The following is a 15,108-nucleotide window of genomic DNA, read 5'->3' as shown; positions in this document are numbered from 1 at the left end:
CGATGCCCCTACCCGATTTCCTGGCCAGCCACCCGCTGGCCTTTGTTTTTTGCGCACTCATCCTCGGCCTGATCGTCGGCAGTTTCATCAACGTCGTCGTCTGGCGCCTGCCGAAAATGCTCGAGCGCGACTGGCGCGCCCAGGCCCATGATGTACTGGGCCTGCCGCAGGCCAAGCCCGGCACGACCTACAATCTGCTGCTGCCCCACTCCCACTGCCCACACTGCCGCCATCGCATCCGCGCCTGGGAAAACCTGCCCCTGCTGAGCTATGCCCTGCTGCGCGGCAAATGCTCCAACTGCAAGGCGCCGATCAGCAAGCGCTACCCTCTGACCGAACTGGTCTGTGGCCTGCTGTCGGCGTTCATCGCCTGGCATTTCGGCTTCGGCTGGCCTGCCGGCTTGCTGCTGGTGCTGACCTGGGGCCTGCTGGCCATGAGCCTGATCGACGCCGACCACCAGATACTGCCCGATGTGTTGGTATTGCCCCTGCTCTGGATGGGGCTGATCGCCAACCACTTCGCGATGTTCACGTCCTTGGGCGACGCGCTCTGGGGCGCGGTCGCCGGCTACCTGAGCCTGTGGTCGGTGTATTGGCTATTCAAGCTGCTGACCGGCAAGGAAGGCATGGGTCATGGTGACTTCAAGCTGCTGGCGATGCTCGGGGCCTGGGGCGGCTGGCAGATCCTGCCGCTGACGATCCTGCTGTCATCGCTGGTGGGCGCGGTACTGGGGCTGATGCTGTTGCGCCTGCGCAACGCCCAGACCTCGACGCCAATCCCCTTTGGCCCCTATCTGGCGATTGCCGGCTGGATTGCATTGCTCTGGGGTGGTCAAATAACCACTTCCTATCTGCACTTTGCCGGCTTCCAATGACCACACCCGCGACAAAACCCTGGATCCTCGGCCTGACCGGCGGCATCGGCAGCGGCAAGAGCGCCGCCGCCCAGCACTTCATAGACCTGGGCATCCACGCCGTGGATGCCGACCACGCCGCCCGCTGGGTGGTGGAGCCGGGGCGTCCGGCGCTGCTGAAGATCGCCGAGCACTTCGGCCCCGGCGTGCTGCAGGCCGACGGCCAGCTGGACCGGAGCGCCCTGCGCCGGCTGATTTTCGCGGACGCCGAACAGCGGCGCTGGCTCGAAGCGCTGCTGCATCCGCTGATTGCCGCGGAGATCGCCAGCCACCTGGCCAAGGCACAGTCTCCCTACGCGATCCTGGTCTCACCGCTGCTGATCGAGTCTGGCCAATACGCCACCACCCAGCGCGTGCTGGTGATCGATGCGCCGCAAGCGCTGCAGGTCGAGCGCACCCTGCTGCGCGACCAGACCAGCGAGGAGCAGGTTCAGGCCATTCTCAAGGCCCAGGCCAGCCGCGAGGAGCGCCTGAAATACGCCGATGATGTCCTGGTCAACGACCGCGACCTCGCCTGGCTGCACAGCGAAGTCGAGCGCCTGCACAACTTCTACCTGACCTTACAAGGAGGCCGAACATGAGCCAGCCCCTGACCGTCGAATGCCCAACCTGCGGAGCCCCCGTGGAATGGAAGGCGACCAATACCAACCGGCCGTTCTGCTCAGACCGCTGCAAGCTGATCGACCTGGGCGCCTGGGCGGCCGAAGAGCACAAGATCCCGGTCGCCCCGGATGCCGAGGACGAGCTGTTCTCCGAAGAACTGTCGCCGCGCACTCACTGATCGCAACGGGATCAGGGCCGCATGAAGCCATAATCCTGATCGTCATCGAGGTTTTCGGCGAGAAACTGCAGCTCGTCGGCCAGATCCTCGGCACTGCGCACCGCCTTGCTCTGCTGCACCACCGCACTGAGCAGGGCGCGCAGCCCCAACCCCGGCTCTAAGCCTGCCGCCTGTGCCGCATCCAGACTGGCCCGCACTTCCTGACGCGCCCATTCGTACACACTCATCACTGCGCCCCTCCCCGGGTGTTTTTCCCAGCATGAGCGCCTGGCGAAGCGGGTCATTTGATGCAGATCAACGGGAGTTTCCGGGCGGCTCGTTGTCCTTCCACGGCGCCGACAGATAGCGCGTGCGGTTGAAGGTCTCCAGCCACTCCGGGCAGAACACCACCAATGCACTGACCACCATGCCGTTGATAAAGGCCTCGGGAAAGATGATCAGCCAGAGGTAGCCGATGAAATCCTCCAGCCACTCCGGCATCGCGAAACGCTCGTCGAACCATAGCAGGGCCAGGCTCGACAGCAGGCACAGCAAGGCCGCCAGAGCCGCGGCGAAGAACCCCGAGCAGAAGATGTAGACGAAGGGATTTCGTGGTTGCGCGCGTTCCACCACGATCGCGCAGACTTCGGTGACCAGCACCGGCAGTACGATCAGCAAGCTGCCGTTGACGCCCAGCGCCGCCAGATCCTGGCGCCCCAGCAGCACCAGCCCGAGCTGCGCCACCAGCGCGCCGACGATCGCCAGGGGCCAGTCGAGCAGCAGCGTGACCGCGGTCAGGCCGATGAAGTGATAGGACACGCCACTGTCGAAATCGCGGCGCAACAGCCAGAGCAGGAACAGGGCAAATACGGTGCCGAACAGCAGATGCTGGCGACGGCTGTCGGTGAACAGTTCAACCCAGGGCGAACGCCAGATCGCCCACAGCACCACCGGCACGTAGATCAGCCAGCCGATGACCAGGCTCCCGGGCGCCAGCAATTGCGCGCCGATCACAAGCACCTCTGCGTCATACCCGCCACTCCTTGTCTACCTGGTTCCCACAGTCTACACCGGGCGAAATGACGGGAGCCCGGAGAAAGTCCGCAGAGCACTTCCTGCTGTCACGATTTCAACGCTAAGCTTGGGCCATGGATGACTCGGATTTCTTACGCTTGCTGACCATCCAGGCCGAGCAAGCCAACACGTTTCTTTCCAATGCCCGCAAATGGGAGCGTGAGCGTTGGGTCTGCCAGCGCCTGCTGCAGGGGCTGAACGTGCCCTACCGTAACGAGGACTTCCATCCCGCCGGCCAGGAGCCGCCGGATGTGCTGTTTCGCGATGCCCGCTTCGAGGTGTTCTTCGTTCTCGACGAAGGCCGTCGCCTCAATGACGAATGGCGCGAGGAGCTGCAACGCCGCCGCAGCGCCTTCTCCCTGAGCCAGCTGGTGCGCCGCGAGGCAAAGCCGCGGCGTATCCCCGCCTCCGAGCTGCTGTTGCGCCTGGCACCGACCCTGCGCAAGAAATCCCACAACTACAAGGAGCGCGGCCTGGACCTCAGCGAGCTGGACATCATCGCCTTCGCCAGCCTGAAGCGCGAGGTCCTCGACCTCAACAGCCACTTCCCCCCGCCCACCGAATACCTGCGCCAGGGCTGGCGCTCGCTGTCACTGGTGGGACCGACCTTCGCCCGGGTGCTGTTCGCCCACCCGGATGCGCCCGACTTCCTGCGTGGCAACCTGGGGCGCAGCATCGTCTTCGATGTGGGTATCAGCCTGTAGGTTTGTGACGAAATTGCCCGCCTGAATGATACAAAGCGTTATCATTCAGCCAATACGACGAACCTGCCCAGCAGGTGGCTATGCTCAGGTAAACGCTGCGGGATTACCCCTGTAGCGTTTACACACTCGGTAACGTCTACCTGAGGAGACCTTCTTTTATGAGCAGCCGCCTGAACCCGGAAGACCAGAAGCATGTCGAAGAGTACCTGCAACTTTCCCAACATCAGGTCGAGCGCCGGCCCTTTCGGCCGTGGATGCTCCTGGTGGTGGTGCTCGTCGCGGTGATCGGCCTGGGCCTGTTGAGCCGCCTCCTGAGTTATCTGGCGCTATGAGCTGCCTCGCGCTCGCCCGGATAACGCAAGCACAGATTTCCTTTAGCCTTGCGAGATATCCCCATGACCCATCGTATCGTGATCGTTGGCGGCGGCGCCGGCGGCCTGGAGTTGGCGACCCGCCTGGGTAAGACTCTGGGTAAACGCGGCACGGCCAGCATCGTGCTGGTCGACGCGAACCTGACCCACATCTGGAAGCCCCTGCTGCACGAAGTGGCCGCCGGCTCCCTGAACTCTTCGGAAGACGAACTCAACTATGTCGCCCAGGCGAAATGGAACCACTTCGAGTTCCAGCTGGGCCGCATGAGCGGGCTCGATCGCACCGGGAAAAAGATCCAGCTGGCGGCGACCTACGACGAAAACGGCGTGGAACTGCTGCCGGCCCGCGAGCTGGCCTATGACACCCTGGTGATCGCCGTCGGCAGCACCACCAACGACTTCGGCACCCAGGGCGCGGCGCAGCACTGCCTGTTCCTCGACACCCGCAAGCAGGCCGAGCGCTTCCACCAGCAATTGCTCAACCACTACCTGCGCGCCCATGCCGGGCAGAACGACGCACCGGAGCAGATGATCAGCGTCGCCATCGTCGGTGCCGGCGCCACCGGCGTCGAGCTGGCCGCCGAACTGCACAACGCCGCCCATGAACTGGCGGCCTATGGCCTGGACCGGATCAAGCCGGAAAACATGCATATCACCTTGATCGAAGCCGGTCCACGGGTGTTGCCGGCCCTGCCGGAGCGGATCAGCGGGCCGGTGCACAAGACCCTGGAGAAACTCGGGGTACGGGTCATGACCAACGCGGCGGTCAGCGAGGTGACCAACGAAAGCCTGATCACCGCCGATGGCCAGGTGATTCCGGCCAGCCTGAAAGTCTGGGCGGCCGGTATCCGCGCGCCCGGCTTCCTCAAGGAGATCGACGGGCTGGAGACCAACCGGATCAACCAGCTCCAGGTCCTGCCGACCCTGCAGACCACCCGTGACGAGAACATCTTCGCCTTTGGCGACTGCGCGGCCTGCCCACAGCCTGGCAGCGACCGCAATGTACCGCCGCGCGCGCAAGCGGCCCACCAGCAGGCATCGCTGCTGGCCAAGTCATTGAAACAACGGGTCGAGGGCAAGGTCGGAGCGCTTCCGGAGTATCGCTACACCGACTATGGCTCGCTGATTTCGCTGTCGCGCTTCTCGGCCGTAGGCAACCTGATGGGCAACCTGACCGGTAGCGTGATGCTGGAAGGCTGGCTGGCGCGGATGTTCTATGTGTCGCTGTACCGCATGCACCAGATGGCGCTGTATGGCACCTTCCGCACGCTGATGCTGATGCTCGGCAGCCGAATCGGACGCGGGACCGATCCGCGGTTGAAGCTGCACTGATGAAGTGTGCGCCCCTACGGCTTCGTAGGGGCGCCATGGTATTGATCAACGAGCATTCGAAGCTCGCCAGCGACTAACCTCGAGACGCCAGGAAATCCTTCGCCGTTCTTGCCAATGCGGCATCCACGGACAGCGGCGGCTGCCATCCAAGCAGCTTCCTGGTCTTCTCGATATCAACCGCCAGCGATCCACAGAGACGCTGGGATAAGGCCGTTCTGCCCAACACGCCGGCGACACCAGTCAACAGCCCCATCGGAACCGGCAGGAGCCGCGCCGGACGACCCAACGCCTGCGCCATGCGTCTTAGCAACTGGCTGGTGGACAAGTCTTCATCGTCACTCACCAGAAAGATCTGGTCGGCGGCAGCCGGATGCCGAATACAGGTCACGATCAGATCAACGAGGTTATCCAGGGCTACCAGACTGCGCTTGTTGGTAATAGCCCCGAACGGCAGAGGAACGCCCTTGCTCAACCAGCCCATCATGCTGCGAAAGTTGGCTTTTACCCCCGGCCCATAGACCAGTACCGGCCGAATGATCACCACCTCCATACCGGTGCGTAGCGCCAGCGCTTGCAGTGCCTGCTCCGCCTCCCATTTGGAAACGCCATAAGGATCCTGTGGCGCAGGCTCGTCATTCGCCGTATAGGGGCGTCCTGGTAACGTCCCCTCACCGTTGACCTTGATCGAACTCAGGTAGATGAAGCGCCGAACGCCAGCACTCGCCGATTGCTCCGCCAGACGTAAGGTGCCCTCCACGTTCGCTCGCCGGAAGGCGGCAAGAGGGTCCGCCTCAAGCTCGGTCATGACATGCACGCGCGCGGCACAATGGATGACAATCTCGACCCCATCCAGGGCGGCCTGCCAATCGGTATCGGGAGCCAAGTCCCCTACCTGGAAAGCCTCCAGCCCCGATAGCGGCCGCTGCGGCAGTTGCCGGTAGGCAGAGTGCAATGCAAAGCCCTCGTCATTCAGGAGACGCGCCTGAACCGCAGCGCCCACGAAACCGCTGGCGCCCGTCAAAAGGATTCGTGTCATGGCGTGTTCAGGCTTTATTCCAGACCGTACGATTGATGTAATCGGTGTAGCTCAAGACCACTCGCACCACCTGCAGGGAAACCGGCCCGCCCTGATAGTCAGGCACCAGCGGAACCCGACGTTCGTCCCGGGAATGCTGAGAGGTGACCACACGCACGGCATCCAGCACCGAATCCCGTTTCAGACCACTCATGACCAGCGTGCCTTCATCCATCCCTTCGGGGCGCTCATGGGCATTGCGCAATGTCACCGCCGGCAGGTTCAGCAACGACGCCTCTTCGGTGATCGTGCCACTGTCGGAGAGCACACAGAATGCCGACATCTGCAACTTGATGTAGTCCAGCAAACCGAAAGGTTTGACGAAGCGGATCAATGGGTGGTCAAGCGACTCGCCCAGGGCTTCCAGACGCTTGCGCGTACGCGGGTGCGTCGAGACGATCAGTGGGAAACCGTACTGGTCCGCCAGGGCACGCAGGGTATCCAGCAGATCGCGCAGGTTGTCCGGAGTGTCGACGTTCTCCTCGCGATGGGTGCTGACAATGAAGAACTTGTCCTGCTCCAGCCCACTGCGCTGCAGCACATCGGATTGCTCGATCCGCGGCATGTAGTAGTCGAGGACTTCGTGCATGTGCGAGCCGGTCTTGATGATCGTTTCCGGGCGGATACCTTCGGCGATCAGATAACGGCGGGCATGCTCGGTCAGCACCATGTTGATGTCGCTGAGGTGATCCAGCACCTTGCGGTTCAACTCTTCGGGCACGCGCTGGTCGAAACAGCGATTGCCTGCCTCCATGTGGAACACCGGAATCTTTCGGCGCTTGGCGGCAATTACGGCCAGGCAGGTATTGGTGTCACCGTACAACAGCAGGGCATCCGGTTTCTCCAGTTCGAAGATTTCATCGGACTTGGCGATGACCTCGGCAATGGTCTTGGCCGCCGTGTCGCCCGCTGCCCCCAGGAAATGATCCGGCTTGCGAATCTCCAGGTCATCGAAAAAGACCTGGTTGAGTTCGTAGTCGTAGTTCTGCCCGGAATGCACCAGCACGTGGCTGACCTGGCGATCCAGCTCGGCGATGACCCGGCTCATCTTGATCAGCTCGGGACGCGTACCGACCAGCGTCATGACCTTAAGCATCGAGTTGCTCCTTGATGTAGTCGAGTTTCAACAACAACTGCTTGATACCCGCGACATCCAGGCGATCCGTATTGTGCGAGGTGTAATCATCCAGTTCGGAAATGCGCTGCTCGCCCTCTACGAAGTACTTCTTGTAGTTCAAGTCGCGATTATCCGCCGGGATCCGATAGTAACGCCCCATGTCTTCGGCCTTGGCCATTTCCTCGCGGGAAACCAGCGACTCGTAGAGTTTCTCGCCATGACGGGTACCGATCACCTTGACCTCATTGGCCTTGCCAAACAGCTGCTTCAGCGCTTCAGCCAGGTCACCGACGGTAGACGCAGGTGCCTTCTGGACGAACAGATCACCTTGCTGACCGTGCTCGAAAGCATGCAGGACCAGGTCCACCGAGTCTTCGAGCGACATGAGGAAACGGGTCATCTCGGGGTCGGTGACTGTCAGCACCTCGCCCGAACGGAGTTGGTCGACGAACAGCGGGATCACCGAACCACGCGAAGCCATGACGTTGCCGTAACGAGTGGCGCAGATGATCGGCCCGTTGGCCGGGATCATCCGGGACTTGGCCACCATCAGCTTCTCGGCCATCGCCTTGGAAATCCCCATGGCGTTGATCGGGTAGACCGCCTTGTCGGTGCTCAGCACGACGACTCGCTGCACACCGCTGGCGACGGCTGCATTCAGGACATTCTCGGTCCCCAGCACGTTGGTGCGCACGGCCTCCATCGGGTAGAACTCGCAGGACGGAACCTGCTTGAGGGCCGCGGCGTGGAAAATGTAGTCCACTCCGACCATCGCCTGGGCGAGACTGTTGTAATCGCGGACATCGCCGATGTAGAACTTGACCTTGTCATTGGCCAAGGCGATACGCATGTCCTCCTGCTTCTTTTCGTCCCGGCTGAAGATGCGAATCTCGCGCACTGCGGTATTGAGAAAACGCTTGAGAACCGTATGACCGAATGAACCGGTACCACCGGTGATCATCAATACCTTGTCGTCGAACATGTAAACCTTCCGAATTCGTTAGCGAGTGGCGTGCATCAGCTCGATGAGCTGGGGCCAGGTTGGGGCTTTATATCCAGTAGCTCGGGTAAAACGTTCGCTGTCGAGCGAGCGATCAATCACCAAGGTAGCATCCGGGAGGATCTCAATAGATTTACCATACTGGCGAGCGATGAGAGACAGGAGATCCAGTTTGGTTATAGGCTCTGCAGAGACATGATACAGGCCATTGAGCTCCGGATGTGGCAGAACGAAATCTTTGATGACCCGTGCCAGCTCGGCAGTGGGCAAGCCAGAGAAAACGGCCCGTGAGAATCCTGGCACGCTGCCCTCTTGAGCCAGGAACCAGTCGACCAGGGAATAGTTGGAACTCAACTCGTGCCCAATGATCGAAGTCCGCAGGGTGACCGCACCTTGAACGTCATGCAGTTCACCAATGTATTTGGACTTACCGTAAAGATCTTCGGCATCCGACGGGTCGCTTTCCCGGTAGCTACCTTTACGGCCCGAAAAAACGCAATCCGTACTGATATGGATGAGACGAGTTCCGCTCAAGGCGCAGAGCCGTGCAAGCCGGTGGGGCAGCATCGCATTGATAGGTAGTGCTGTCAGTGGATCGTTGGCATAGGCCAACTGCTTGATCAATCCAACGCAGTTGATCACAACATCCGGCCTTACCTGAACGAATGCTGCAGTCAGCGCGTCCTGGTCAAGTGCATCTACACCACAAACCAGCTTATCCTGAGTCACGTCGGGAAAATATTTCAATCCCGTGGAGTTGCGTAGCGTCCCCCAGGTCTCATGCTCAAGATCGGAGTTGAATGCCCTGAACACGGCGCCACCCAACATACCCGTTATGCCAAGCACTAAAACTCTCATGCCGACTCTCTATAATAATTCCACGAACAGAAAATATCGACTCAAATAAAAATAGAGTCGACGCCAACATAAAATTAGATATCACTACTTCAGGAATTCGATAAAAAACTCGCACTGTTTGAAATCAAAATAGTTATCTACATCCAGAGACTTTTCAGGCGTCATGAGATATGACTGGCTATTCGGCATGAAAAAACCCTGCTCCGCCAGAAACCTGTCCGTTCTTGCCAGATAGATCGCACCATTCAAACGGTAGTAGGCCGGCAGATCCTGGCTACGCTGATTCAGCAGTTCCGGGCGCAAAAAAGCATCCATACTGCCCTCTGCCCCCAATGTGTTGCTCCATAGCGGAGAATGCTCACATGGACACACGCTGATCACGCTCGAAGCGCCTGTATCATCCATATGTTGCACTGCTTCGCGGATTTCCTGCGCGCCACGCAATGGTGAAGTTGGCTGTAGCAGCATCAAGCGCGCAGGGTTGATTCCCTCTTGCGCCAGGGAGTTCAGCGCATGAATCAACACATCAGAAGTCTTTGCTGTATCACTAGCCAGGTAGGCCGGACGTCGAACAGTGCGAAGGCCAAGTAGCCTCCCCTCGGCGAGTATCGCTTCATCATCGCTGCTGACAACCAACATATCAATGACCTGACTGTCAAGAGCCGCCTCAAGTGTCCAGCGAATCAGCGGCTTTCCCTTCAGATTCAAAAGGTTCTTTCCGGGTAGCCGCTTGCTTCCCCCTCGCGCAGGGACAATGGCAAGAATATCCAGGTTGTGACCAATATCACCCATTGAAGAGCCCCAACACATCAGTCTGAGCACGCTGAAAATCTTCCACCCGACCTATGTCCAGCCAGTATTCATGTATTGGGAACATGTTCACATCCTGACCGTTCGCAATCTGCTGACCGAGCAAGGTCGGCATATCGATATGGGTTCCAGGCGTTACACTTTTCACTAGATCGGGCGAGAGCAGATAAATTCCGGCATTAATAAAGAAACGATGGATTGGTTTCTCCACCATGGAGCGAATCCGATGCCCATCGCTCTGGATCACGCCATAAGGAACGCAGTGCTCATACTCACGTACGCACATGGTCGCTACACCAGGGTGCGTCTGATAAAACTCCAGCAGGTTCTGAAAATTAAGGGTAGTGAGCAGATCTCCATTCATCATGAACATCGGCAGATCAATTTCAGAATGAGGTAGCAACCCCAATGCACCTCCGGTACCCAGCGGTTTATCCTCATGAACATAACGAATGCTCACACCCCAGCGACTGCCGTCACCAAAGTACTCTCGAATCAATTCCGGCATGTAGTGCGTAGAAACAAAAAACCGATGAAACCCGGCATTTATGAAGCTTTCGAGTATTAACTCGAGAATTGGCTTGTCACCAACTTTCAGCAATGGTTTGGGGCAGTTTTGGGTCAAGGGGCGCAGACGGGAGCCAAACCCCCCGGCCATCAGGAACACCGGGTTATCATGCCGTTTCTTGTGTATGAGTCCATGGAGAGTTTCAAGCCCTACTACACGACCCTGCACGTCAATCACCGGCAACTGCAGCAACTGGTGCTTCTCCATGACCGACAGGATACGCTCCTTGCTCCAGCCTCGTTCGACCGTTTGCGGCGAAGTACACATAACTTCCGTCACCTTGACGTCCAACGGCAGGTGCTTGAGCAAGCTGCGCCGCACATCCCCATCAGTCAAGGTTCCCAGCAGGCGACGCTCAGCATCTACGACCAGAACTATGCGCAAAGCAACGCGATCAAGTGTCGCCACCGCCTCTTCCAGAGAAGTTTCCGGACCTATGAGTACTGATTCCCACTGCAGCATAAAAAACTCCTACTCGTCACGCGAAGCGATTTTTTCTCGCGCCGCGGGACCTAACAAAACCTGTCGAGCCAAAAGATTACGGACCAAAACAGACCCCGCTCCGACAACAGCGCCCTCTCCGACCACCAGTCCCTGAATGACGGTTGCACCGCTGGCAATGAACGCTTGATCGCCGACCTGAACACCGCCACAGAGAGTGGCACCTGGGGCAACATGGACATCCGCGCCCAAGCAACAGTCGTGGTCTATGGAAGATCTGGTATTGACGATCGAATTCGCGCCAATGGACACATCGGCCTGGATGACCGCGCCAGCCATGACTTGCACACCCTCGTGCAAAACCGCAGTGCTGTCGACCCAAGCGGCTGGGTGAACCAGGGGAGGGAAGTAAAAGCCCTTCTCCTTCAGCCCTATGAAAATCGAGCGCCGCCCAGTACTACCCACAACTTGTCCGACGCCATTCACCAGCCCCACGGATAGAGGATCTATAACACCGAGGGCATCGTCTCCACCCAACACCTTGACTCCCCGCCAAAGAGCCCCCCCCTGACGGGACAGGGCCGGATCACAGACACCAAGTAGCTCCAGGCCCAGCGCCTGGATCAGTGACAATAGCACTTTCGCGTGCCCACCCGCTCCCAGCAGTACCAGCGGCTTGTACGTGTTCACAGTTCGATGTTCTCGCCGGCCCTGTAGGCTCGCTTGGAAGGGGAACCAACCAAGCCCCACAGGGAAGCGGGCGGCAAGCCTTTCCCACTCCGCGCAGTTGTCAGTTGGTGGCGCTCAAGAATCGTACCTTCGGCAATATCGCAAGCTGCGACAACTTGCTGACGAGCAGCGTTGCGAGTATCCCACTCGCTGGCCTGAGGTGCCTTCATTCCGTCTCCCAGTGCTTTTTGCAAGGCTCGGATATCGGCCACCATCGTCTTGAGCTCATCAGGTTCAAGCGAGGACGAATGATCGGGGCCAGGCAACGAACGGTCCAAGGTGAAATGTTTTTCAATGACCCGGGCTCCACGGGCAACCGCCGCAAGCGAGATCAATGCACCTTCGGTGTGATCGGAATAGCCGACATCAAGACCAAAGGCAGACGAGAGAGTATCCATGGCCCTGAGATTCACCTCATCCCAAGGAGTCGGGTATTGGGAAGTACAGTGCAGCAACACCACATGTCCCAACAGACTCTGGCGCGACTCGGTCCGCCCCCAGCAGCGCCAGACATCATCCATGCATGCTGGCTCCTCTTCATGTGCCAGTGCATGCGCCACGATGGCGAGCGCCTGCTCGACTTCTGCAAGCGTTGCCATGCCAGTGGATAGAATCAATTTCTTGCCAGTTCGCGCAAACTTCCACAGTAGAGGTGCGTTGGTCAACTCACCCGAGGGTACCTTGAACAACGGCAGTTCCAGATTGCAAAGAAAGTCTAGACTATCGCTATCAAACGCAGTGGATAGAAATTCGATCCCCCTTTGCCGAGCGTGGCACTGCAGCTCAATATGCCAGTCATAAGGCAGCTCCAGCTTCTTGAGCATAGCCTGCTGACTCTCGAACTCATCAGTACTTTTTTTTTGGTAAGCCGCCTTGGAAACATTTTTTGAAGCAAGACGGGAGGCATTGAATGTCTGAAATTTCACGGCATCGGCCCCTGCAGCTGCCGCAGCATCGACAAGAGCGAAAGCCAGCTCCCGATCACCGTTATGATTTACACCTGCCTCGGCGATAATATACACTGAATCTCTATCAGACTGCTTCATGGCTCAGCTCAGATCATGGAATGTTTTATTTAGCGCTCCGTCATAACCTTCCAGAGCCTTCACAATTTTTTCAGCAGCACTACCCTGCCCATAGGGATTGGTTATTTCCTTGCAGGAATTTGAAAAATCGGTAGATAGCGCCTTGCTAATAGCCTTTTCAATCGACTCACTATCCGGTTTGCAATGGATAACAGAGTCTGCAGCCAGACGCCCCTTCTGACGCACGCCGATATTGACAGTTGGAATACCAAATGACGGAACTTCAATAATCCCACTAGATGAGTTCCCAACAACGGCAGAGGCTGTAGAGATCGCACTAAGGTAGCGCCTGAACCCAAGCGAGCTTATTGCCAGTACACGCTTCGGCTGCCGCTGTGCATAAGCCTCGAGCAGAGGAATGATAGACCGACCACCATTATCCGCATTTGGATAAGTAAGAATAATCTGTTGTTCTGGAAACTTGTCCAGCGCCTCAAGCAGAGCATTGAAGCTTTCCTGAGGATCTTCATCCAGAAGTGTCACAGGATGATAGGTTACCACCATATAGGGTGCCTGGAGTGCAAAGCCAAGGCTGTCCCGCAAGCTATCCAGGCTCATCTTAGGACTACGGCGAAGGTGATCATTCCCCACAGCACCTACGTTGAAGACACGATCAGGAGATTCGCCCATCTGGATAACACGGCGCCGATAGGGTTCAGCCGCTACAAAATGAAGGTTGGACATCTTGGTGACAGCATGTCGAATTGCATCATCATAGGCTCCCTCGGTGATCTCGCCGCCATGCAGGTGGGCAATCGGAATCCCCAGGATCAGAGCAGCCTGAACAACCGCCAATACCTCAAAGCGATCACCTAGCACCACCAGCATGTCAGGACACAGGCGAGCCAAGGCGTCGGCAAACCCCAAGGTACCTACCCCCATCGATTTTACCACTCCCACCGGAGTATCCGAGGAGAGCAGCATCTCGACTTTCGCATCAATATTAAAACCATCCGCTTCAAGTTGCGTCCAGGTATCTCCGAATTCGGGAGAAAGATGCATGCCACTTACAATGACCTGCAATTGAAGGCACAAGCTCGACTGGATATCCTTCATCAACCAGTAAAGCAGCCCGTACTCCGCCCTCGAGCCAGTGAAAACCGCAACTTTTCGCTTCACTATCAACTCTCCAGGACAACACTGCTGGGCAGATTCACGATACGGTCTGCCAACCACTCGGCGTTAGTCAAATCACCATGCCGGCAACGCGCATAGAGAGGAAGATGGTTCATCAACTTCCAGATTGGTCTGGTCATTACGCCGTTGTCATTGGTTGCCTTGAGCAATGCATCACGCTGCTCACGATTTTCACAAATAACGGCGTTTAACCAGTAATTGGAGCGACAACCCTCGGGTTCGCTGAAAAACTGCAGATCACTGCCTTCCAGTTCTTGCGCATAACGAGAAGCAAGCTCACGCTTGGACTTGATGAAGCCCTCTAGTTGCTCCAACTGAGCACAACCAAGAGCCGCATTGAGATTAGGCAACCTGTAGTTATAGCCAAGTTGGTCATGCATATACTCGTAGGGATGAGGTTTTTTTGCTGTAGTGGTCAGGTGCTTGGCAAGCGCCCCGACCTCTTCATCGGCAAGAATCATCCCCCCCCCACCAGTGGTGATAATCTTGTTACCGTTGAAGCTCAAGGTACCCAAACGGCCAAAGCAACCTGTATGTCGTCCTTTGTACAGGCTGCCCAGAGACTCGGCCGCATCTTCGACCAATACCAACCCCCATCGGGCACAGAGCTCGACGAGTTCATCAAGTGCAACTGGGTGACCGAAGGTATGCATCGGTAAACAAGCCCTTATCGTCTGGCCTGTGCTACGGAGCAGGCAAACACCGTCGATGCCGAGTTCAGCGTTCTCCTCCAACCACGCCTCCAGGGCTTTGGGTGAAAGCCCCAGCGTGTTTCGATCAACATCAACAAAAACCGGCTCGGCGCCACAGTATGCTATGGCATTGCAAGTTGCCACGAAGGTCAAGGACTGAGTCACGACCAATTCGCCGGGCTTTACGCCGGCAAGCAGCAATGCAGCGTGCAGTGCCGCAGTCCCATTGACAGTAGCAACGGCTCGCGGACTGCCGGTATAAGAGGCCATATCACGCTCAAAACGATCGACGAAAGCCCCTACGCTTGAAACAAACGTCGACTCGATAGTTTCCACTACATAGTCACGCTCCGGCCCCTGAAAGACAGGCGCATGAAGTGGAATAAAATCATTCGTGCGGTACTGACTCCGTACAAACTTAATTAATGAGTCGAACATAAA

At 58.0% G+C, this 15,108-nt stretch carries 18 protein-coding genes; 6 read left to right on the top strand and 12 right to left on the bottom strand.

Annotated elements, in window-relative coordinates:
* Positions 1–2 precede the first annotated feature (2 nt).
* The 3 genes from ACMGT0_RS05420 to yacG are packed head-to-tail and all read left to right on the top strand — an operon-like array spanning position 3 to position 1,695.
* The gene (locus ACMGT0_RS05420) at positions 3–875 is read left to right on the top strand and encodes a prepilin peptidase (RefSeq protein WP_416771753.1); all 873 of its coding nucleotides are present in this window, start codon (positions 3–5) and stop codon (positions 873–875) included.
* Entirely contained in the window at positions 872–1,495 is a 624-nt protein-coding gene (gene coaE, locus ACMGT0_RS05415) for a dephospho-CoA kinase (RefSeq protein ID WP_054058990.1), read from the top strand. Before ACMGT0_RS05420 ends, coaE begins: the two co-directional genes overlap by 4 nt.
* Positions 1,492–1,695 (top strand): DNA gyrase inhibitor YacG, encoded by a 204-nt coding sequence (yacG, locus tag ACMGT0_RS05410; protein ID WP_017905425.1) that lies wholly within the window; start codon positions 1,492–1,494, stop codon positions 1,693–1,695. Before coaE ends, yacG begins: the two co-directional genes overlap by 4 nt.
* Before the next feature lie 11 nt (positions 1,696–1,706).
* Here yacG and ACMGT0_RS05405 read toward each other — a convergent pair whose 3' ends face one another.
* Both ACMGT0_RS05405 and ACMGT0_RS05400 read right to left on the bottom strand, forming a co-directional pair.
* The gene (locus ACMGT0_RS05405) at positions 1,707–1,922 is read right to left on the bottom strand and encodes a hypothetical protein (protein ID WP_416771750.1); all 216 of its coding nucleotides are present in this window, start codon (positions 1,920–1,922) and stop codon (positions 1,707–1,709) included.
* A gap of 67 nt (positions 1,923–1,989) precedes the next feature.
* Entirely contained in the window at positions 1,990–2,688 is a 699-nt protein-coding gene (locus ACMGT0_RS05400) for an energy-coupling factor ABC transporter permease (RefSeq protein ID WP_054058992.1), read from the bottom strand.
* Positions 2,689–2,822: 134 nt separating this feature from the next.
* Here ACMGT0_RS05400 and ACMGT0_RS05395 point away from each other — a divergent pair, with 134 nt between their 5' ends.
* The 3 genes from ACMGT0_RS05395 to ACMGT0_RS05385 all read left to right on the top strand — a co-directional run bounded on the left by ACMGT0_RS05395 (position 2,823) and on the right by ACMGT0_RS05385 (position 5,155).
* The gene (locus tag ACMGT0_RS05395) at positions 2,823–3,452 is read left to right on the top strand and encodes a DUF1780 domain-containing protein (RefSeq protein ID WP_054058993.1); all 630 of its coding nucleotides are present in this window, start codon (positions 2,823–2,825) and stop codon (positions 3,450–3,452) included.
* A 158-nt stretch (positions 3,453–3,610) separates the two neighbouring features.
* Entirely contained in the window at positions 3,611–3,784 is a 174-nt protein-coding gene (locus ACMGT0_RS05390; RefSeq protein WP_054058994.1) for a DUF3094 family protein, read from the top strand.
* A 63-nt stretch (positions 3,785–3,847) separates the two neighbouring features.
* Positions 3,848–5,155: an NAD(P)/FAD-dependent oxidoreductase gene (locus ACMGT0_RS05385; RefSeq protein ID WP_054058995.1), complete on the top strand. Its 1,308-nt coding sequence runs from the start codon at positions 3,848–3,850 to the stop codon at positions 5,153–5,155.
* Positions 5,156–5,228: 73 nt separating this feature from the next.
* Here the strand turns inward: ACMGT0_RS05385 and ACMGT0_RS05380 are convergent, their stop codons facing one another.
* The 10 genes from ACMGT0_RS05380 to ACMGT0_RS05335 form a co-directional block, all read right to left on the bottom strand.
* Positions 5,229–6,191, bottom strand: a complete 963-nt coding sequence (locus ACMGT0_RS05380; protein WP_054058996.1) for a UDP-glucose 4-epimerase family protein — start codon at positions 6,189–6,191, stop codon at positions 5,229–5,231.
* A 7-nt stretch (positions 6,192–6,198) separates the two neighbouring features.
* On the bottom strand, positions 6,199–7,326 hold the full coding sequence (gene wecB / locus ACMGT0_RS05375; protein WP_054058997.1) for a non-hydrolyzing UDP-N-acetylglucosamine 2-epimerase: 1,128 nt from the start codon (positions 7,324–7,326) through the stop codon (positions 6,199–6,201).
* Complete coding sequence (locus ACMGT0_RS05370) at positions 7,319–8,329, bottom strand: polysaccharide biosynthesis protein (protein ID WP_054058998.1); 1,011 nt, start codon at positions 8,327–8,329, stop codon at positions 7,319–7,321. The genes wecB and ACMGT0_RS05370 overlap by 8 nt, the downstream gene beginning before the upstream one ends.
* A gap of 18 nt (positions 8,330–8,347) precedes the next feature.
* Positions 8,348–9,205 carry a dTDP-4-dehydrorhamnose reductase family protein gene (locus tag ACMGT0_RS05365; RefSeq protein WP_054058999.1) on the bottom strand — a complete coding sequence of 286 codons (858 nt, stop codon included), beginning with the start codon at positions 9,203–9,205 and terminating at the stop codon, positions 8,348–8,350.
* Positions 9,206–9,289: 84 nt separating this feature from the next.
* On the bottom strand, positions 9,290–9,997 hold the full coding sequence (locus tag ACMGT0_RS05360) for a cytidylyltransferase domain-containing protein (RefSeq protein ID WP_054059000.1): 708 nt from the start codon (positions 9,995–9,997) through the stop codon (positions 9,290–9,292).
* Entirely contained in the window at positions 9,990–11,045 is a 1,056-nt protein-coding gene (locus ACMGT0_RS05355; RefSeq protein ID WP_054059001.1) for a nucleotidyltransferase family protein, read from the bottom strand. The genes ACMGT0_RS05360 and ACMGT0_RS05355 overlap by 8 nt, the downstream gene beginning before the upstream one ends.
* A 9-nt stretch (positions 11,046–11,054) precedes the next feature.
* Positions 11,055–11,714: an acetyltransferase gene (locus ACMGT0_RS05350; RefSeq protein ID WP_416771745.1), complete on the bottom strand. Its 660-nt coding sequence runs from the start codon at positions 11,712–11,714 to the stop codon at positions 11,055–11,057.
* Positions 11,711–12,799, bottom strand: coding sequence for an N-acetylneuraminate synthase (gene neuB / locus ACMGT0_RS05345; protein ID WP_054059003.1), 1,089 nt, complete (start codon positions 12,797–12,799; stop codon positions 11,711–11,713). The genes ACMGT0_RS05350 and neuB overlap by 4 nt, the downstream gene beginning before the upstream one ends.
* Before the next feature lie 3 nt (positions 12,800–12,802).
* Complete coding sequence (gene neuC / locus ACMGT0_RS05340; RefSeq protein WP_416771743.1) at positions 12,803–13,957, bottom strand: UDP-N-acetylglucosamine 2-epimerase; 1,155 nt, start codon at positions 13,955–13,957, stop codon at positions 12,803–12,805.
* 2 nt (positions 13,958–13,959) lie between these two features.
* Entirely contained in the window at positions 13,960–15,105 is a 1,146-nt protein-coding gene (locus ACMGT0_RS05335) for a LegC family aminotransferase (protein ID WP_054059005.1), read from the bottom strand.
* Between the last annotated feature and the right edge of the window lie 3 nt (positions 15,106–15,108).

Origin of the sequence: Pseudomonas sp. RHF3.3-3 (genome assembly GCF_048069595.1) — a bacterium.
GTDB lineage: Bacteria > Pseudomonadota > Gammaproteobacteria > Pseudomonadales > Pseudomonadaceae > Aquipseudomonas > Aquipseudomonas fuscovaginae_B.
The sequence above is the reverse complement of the archived record's forward strand: the minus strand, read 5'-3'. Positions and strand labels throughout refer to the sequence as shown.

Coding starts and splice junctions, on each gene's coding strand:
- ACMGT0_RS05420 (WP_416771753.1), top strand. CDS start 3: ATGCCCCTACCCGATTTCCTGGCCAGCCACCCGCTGGCCTTTGTTTTT.
- coaE (WP_054058990.1), top strand. CDS start 872: ATGACCACACCCGCGACAAAACCCTGGATCCTCGGCCTGACCGGCGGC.
- yacG (WP_017905425.1), top strand. CDS start 1,492: ATGAGCCAGCCCCTGACCGTCGAATGCCCAACCTGCGGAGCCCCCGTG.
- ACMGT0_RS05405 (WP_416771750.1), bottom strand. CDS start 1,922: ATGAGTGTGTACGAATGGGCGCGTCAGGAAGTGCGGGCCAGTCTGGAT.
- ACMGT0_RS05395 (WP_054058993.1), top strand. CDS start 2,823: ATGGATGACTCGGATTTCTTACGCTTGCTGACCATCCAGGCCGAGCAA.
- ACMGT0_RS05390 (WP_054058994.1), top strand. CDS start 3,611: ATGAGCAGCCGCCTGAACCCGGAAGACCAGAAGCATGTCGAAGAGTAC.
- ACMGT0_RS05385 (WP_054058995.1), top strand. CDS start 3,848: ATGACCCATCGTATCGTGATCGTTGGCGGCGGCGCCGGCGGCCTGGAG.
- ACMGT0_RS05380 (WP_054058996.1), bottom strand. CDS start 6,191: ATGACACGAATCCTTTTGACGGGCGCCAGCGGTTTCGTGGGCGCTGCG.
- wecB (WP_054058997.1), bottom strand. CDS start 7,326: ATGCTTAAGGTCATGACGCTGGTCGGTACGCGTCCCGAGCTGATCAAG.
- ACMGT0_RS05370 (WP_054058998.1), bottom strand. CDS start 8,329: ATGTTCGACGACAAGGTATTGATGATCACCGGTGGTACCGGTTCATTC.
- ACMGT0_RS05365 (WP_054058999.1), bottom strand. CDS start 9,205: ATGAGAGTTTTAGTGCTTGGCATAACGGGTATGTTGGGTGGCGCCGTG.
- ACMGT0_RS05360 (WP_054059000.1), bottom strand. CDS start 9,997: ATGGGTGATATTGGTCACAACCTGGATATTCTTGCCATTGTCCCTGCG.
- ACMGT0_RS05355 (WP_054059001.1), bottom strand. CDS start 11,045: ATGCTGCAGTGGGAATCAGTACTCATAGGTCCGGAAACTTCTCTGGAA.
- neuB (WP_054059003.1), bottom strand. CDS start 12,799: ATGAAGCAGTCTGATAGAGATTCAGTGTATATTATCGCCGAGGCAGGT.
- ACMGT0_RS05335 (WP_054059005.1), bottom strand. CDS start 15,105: ATGTTCGACTCATTAATTAAGTTTGTACGGAGTCAGTACCGCACGAAT.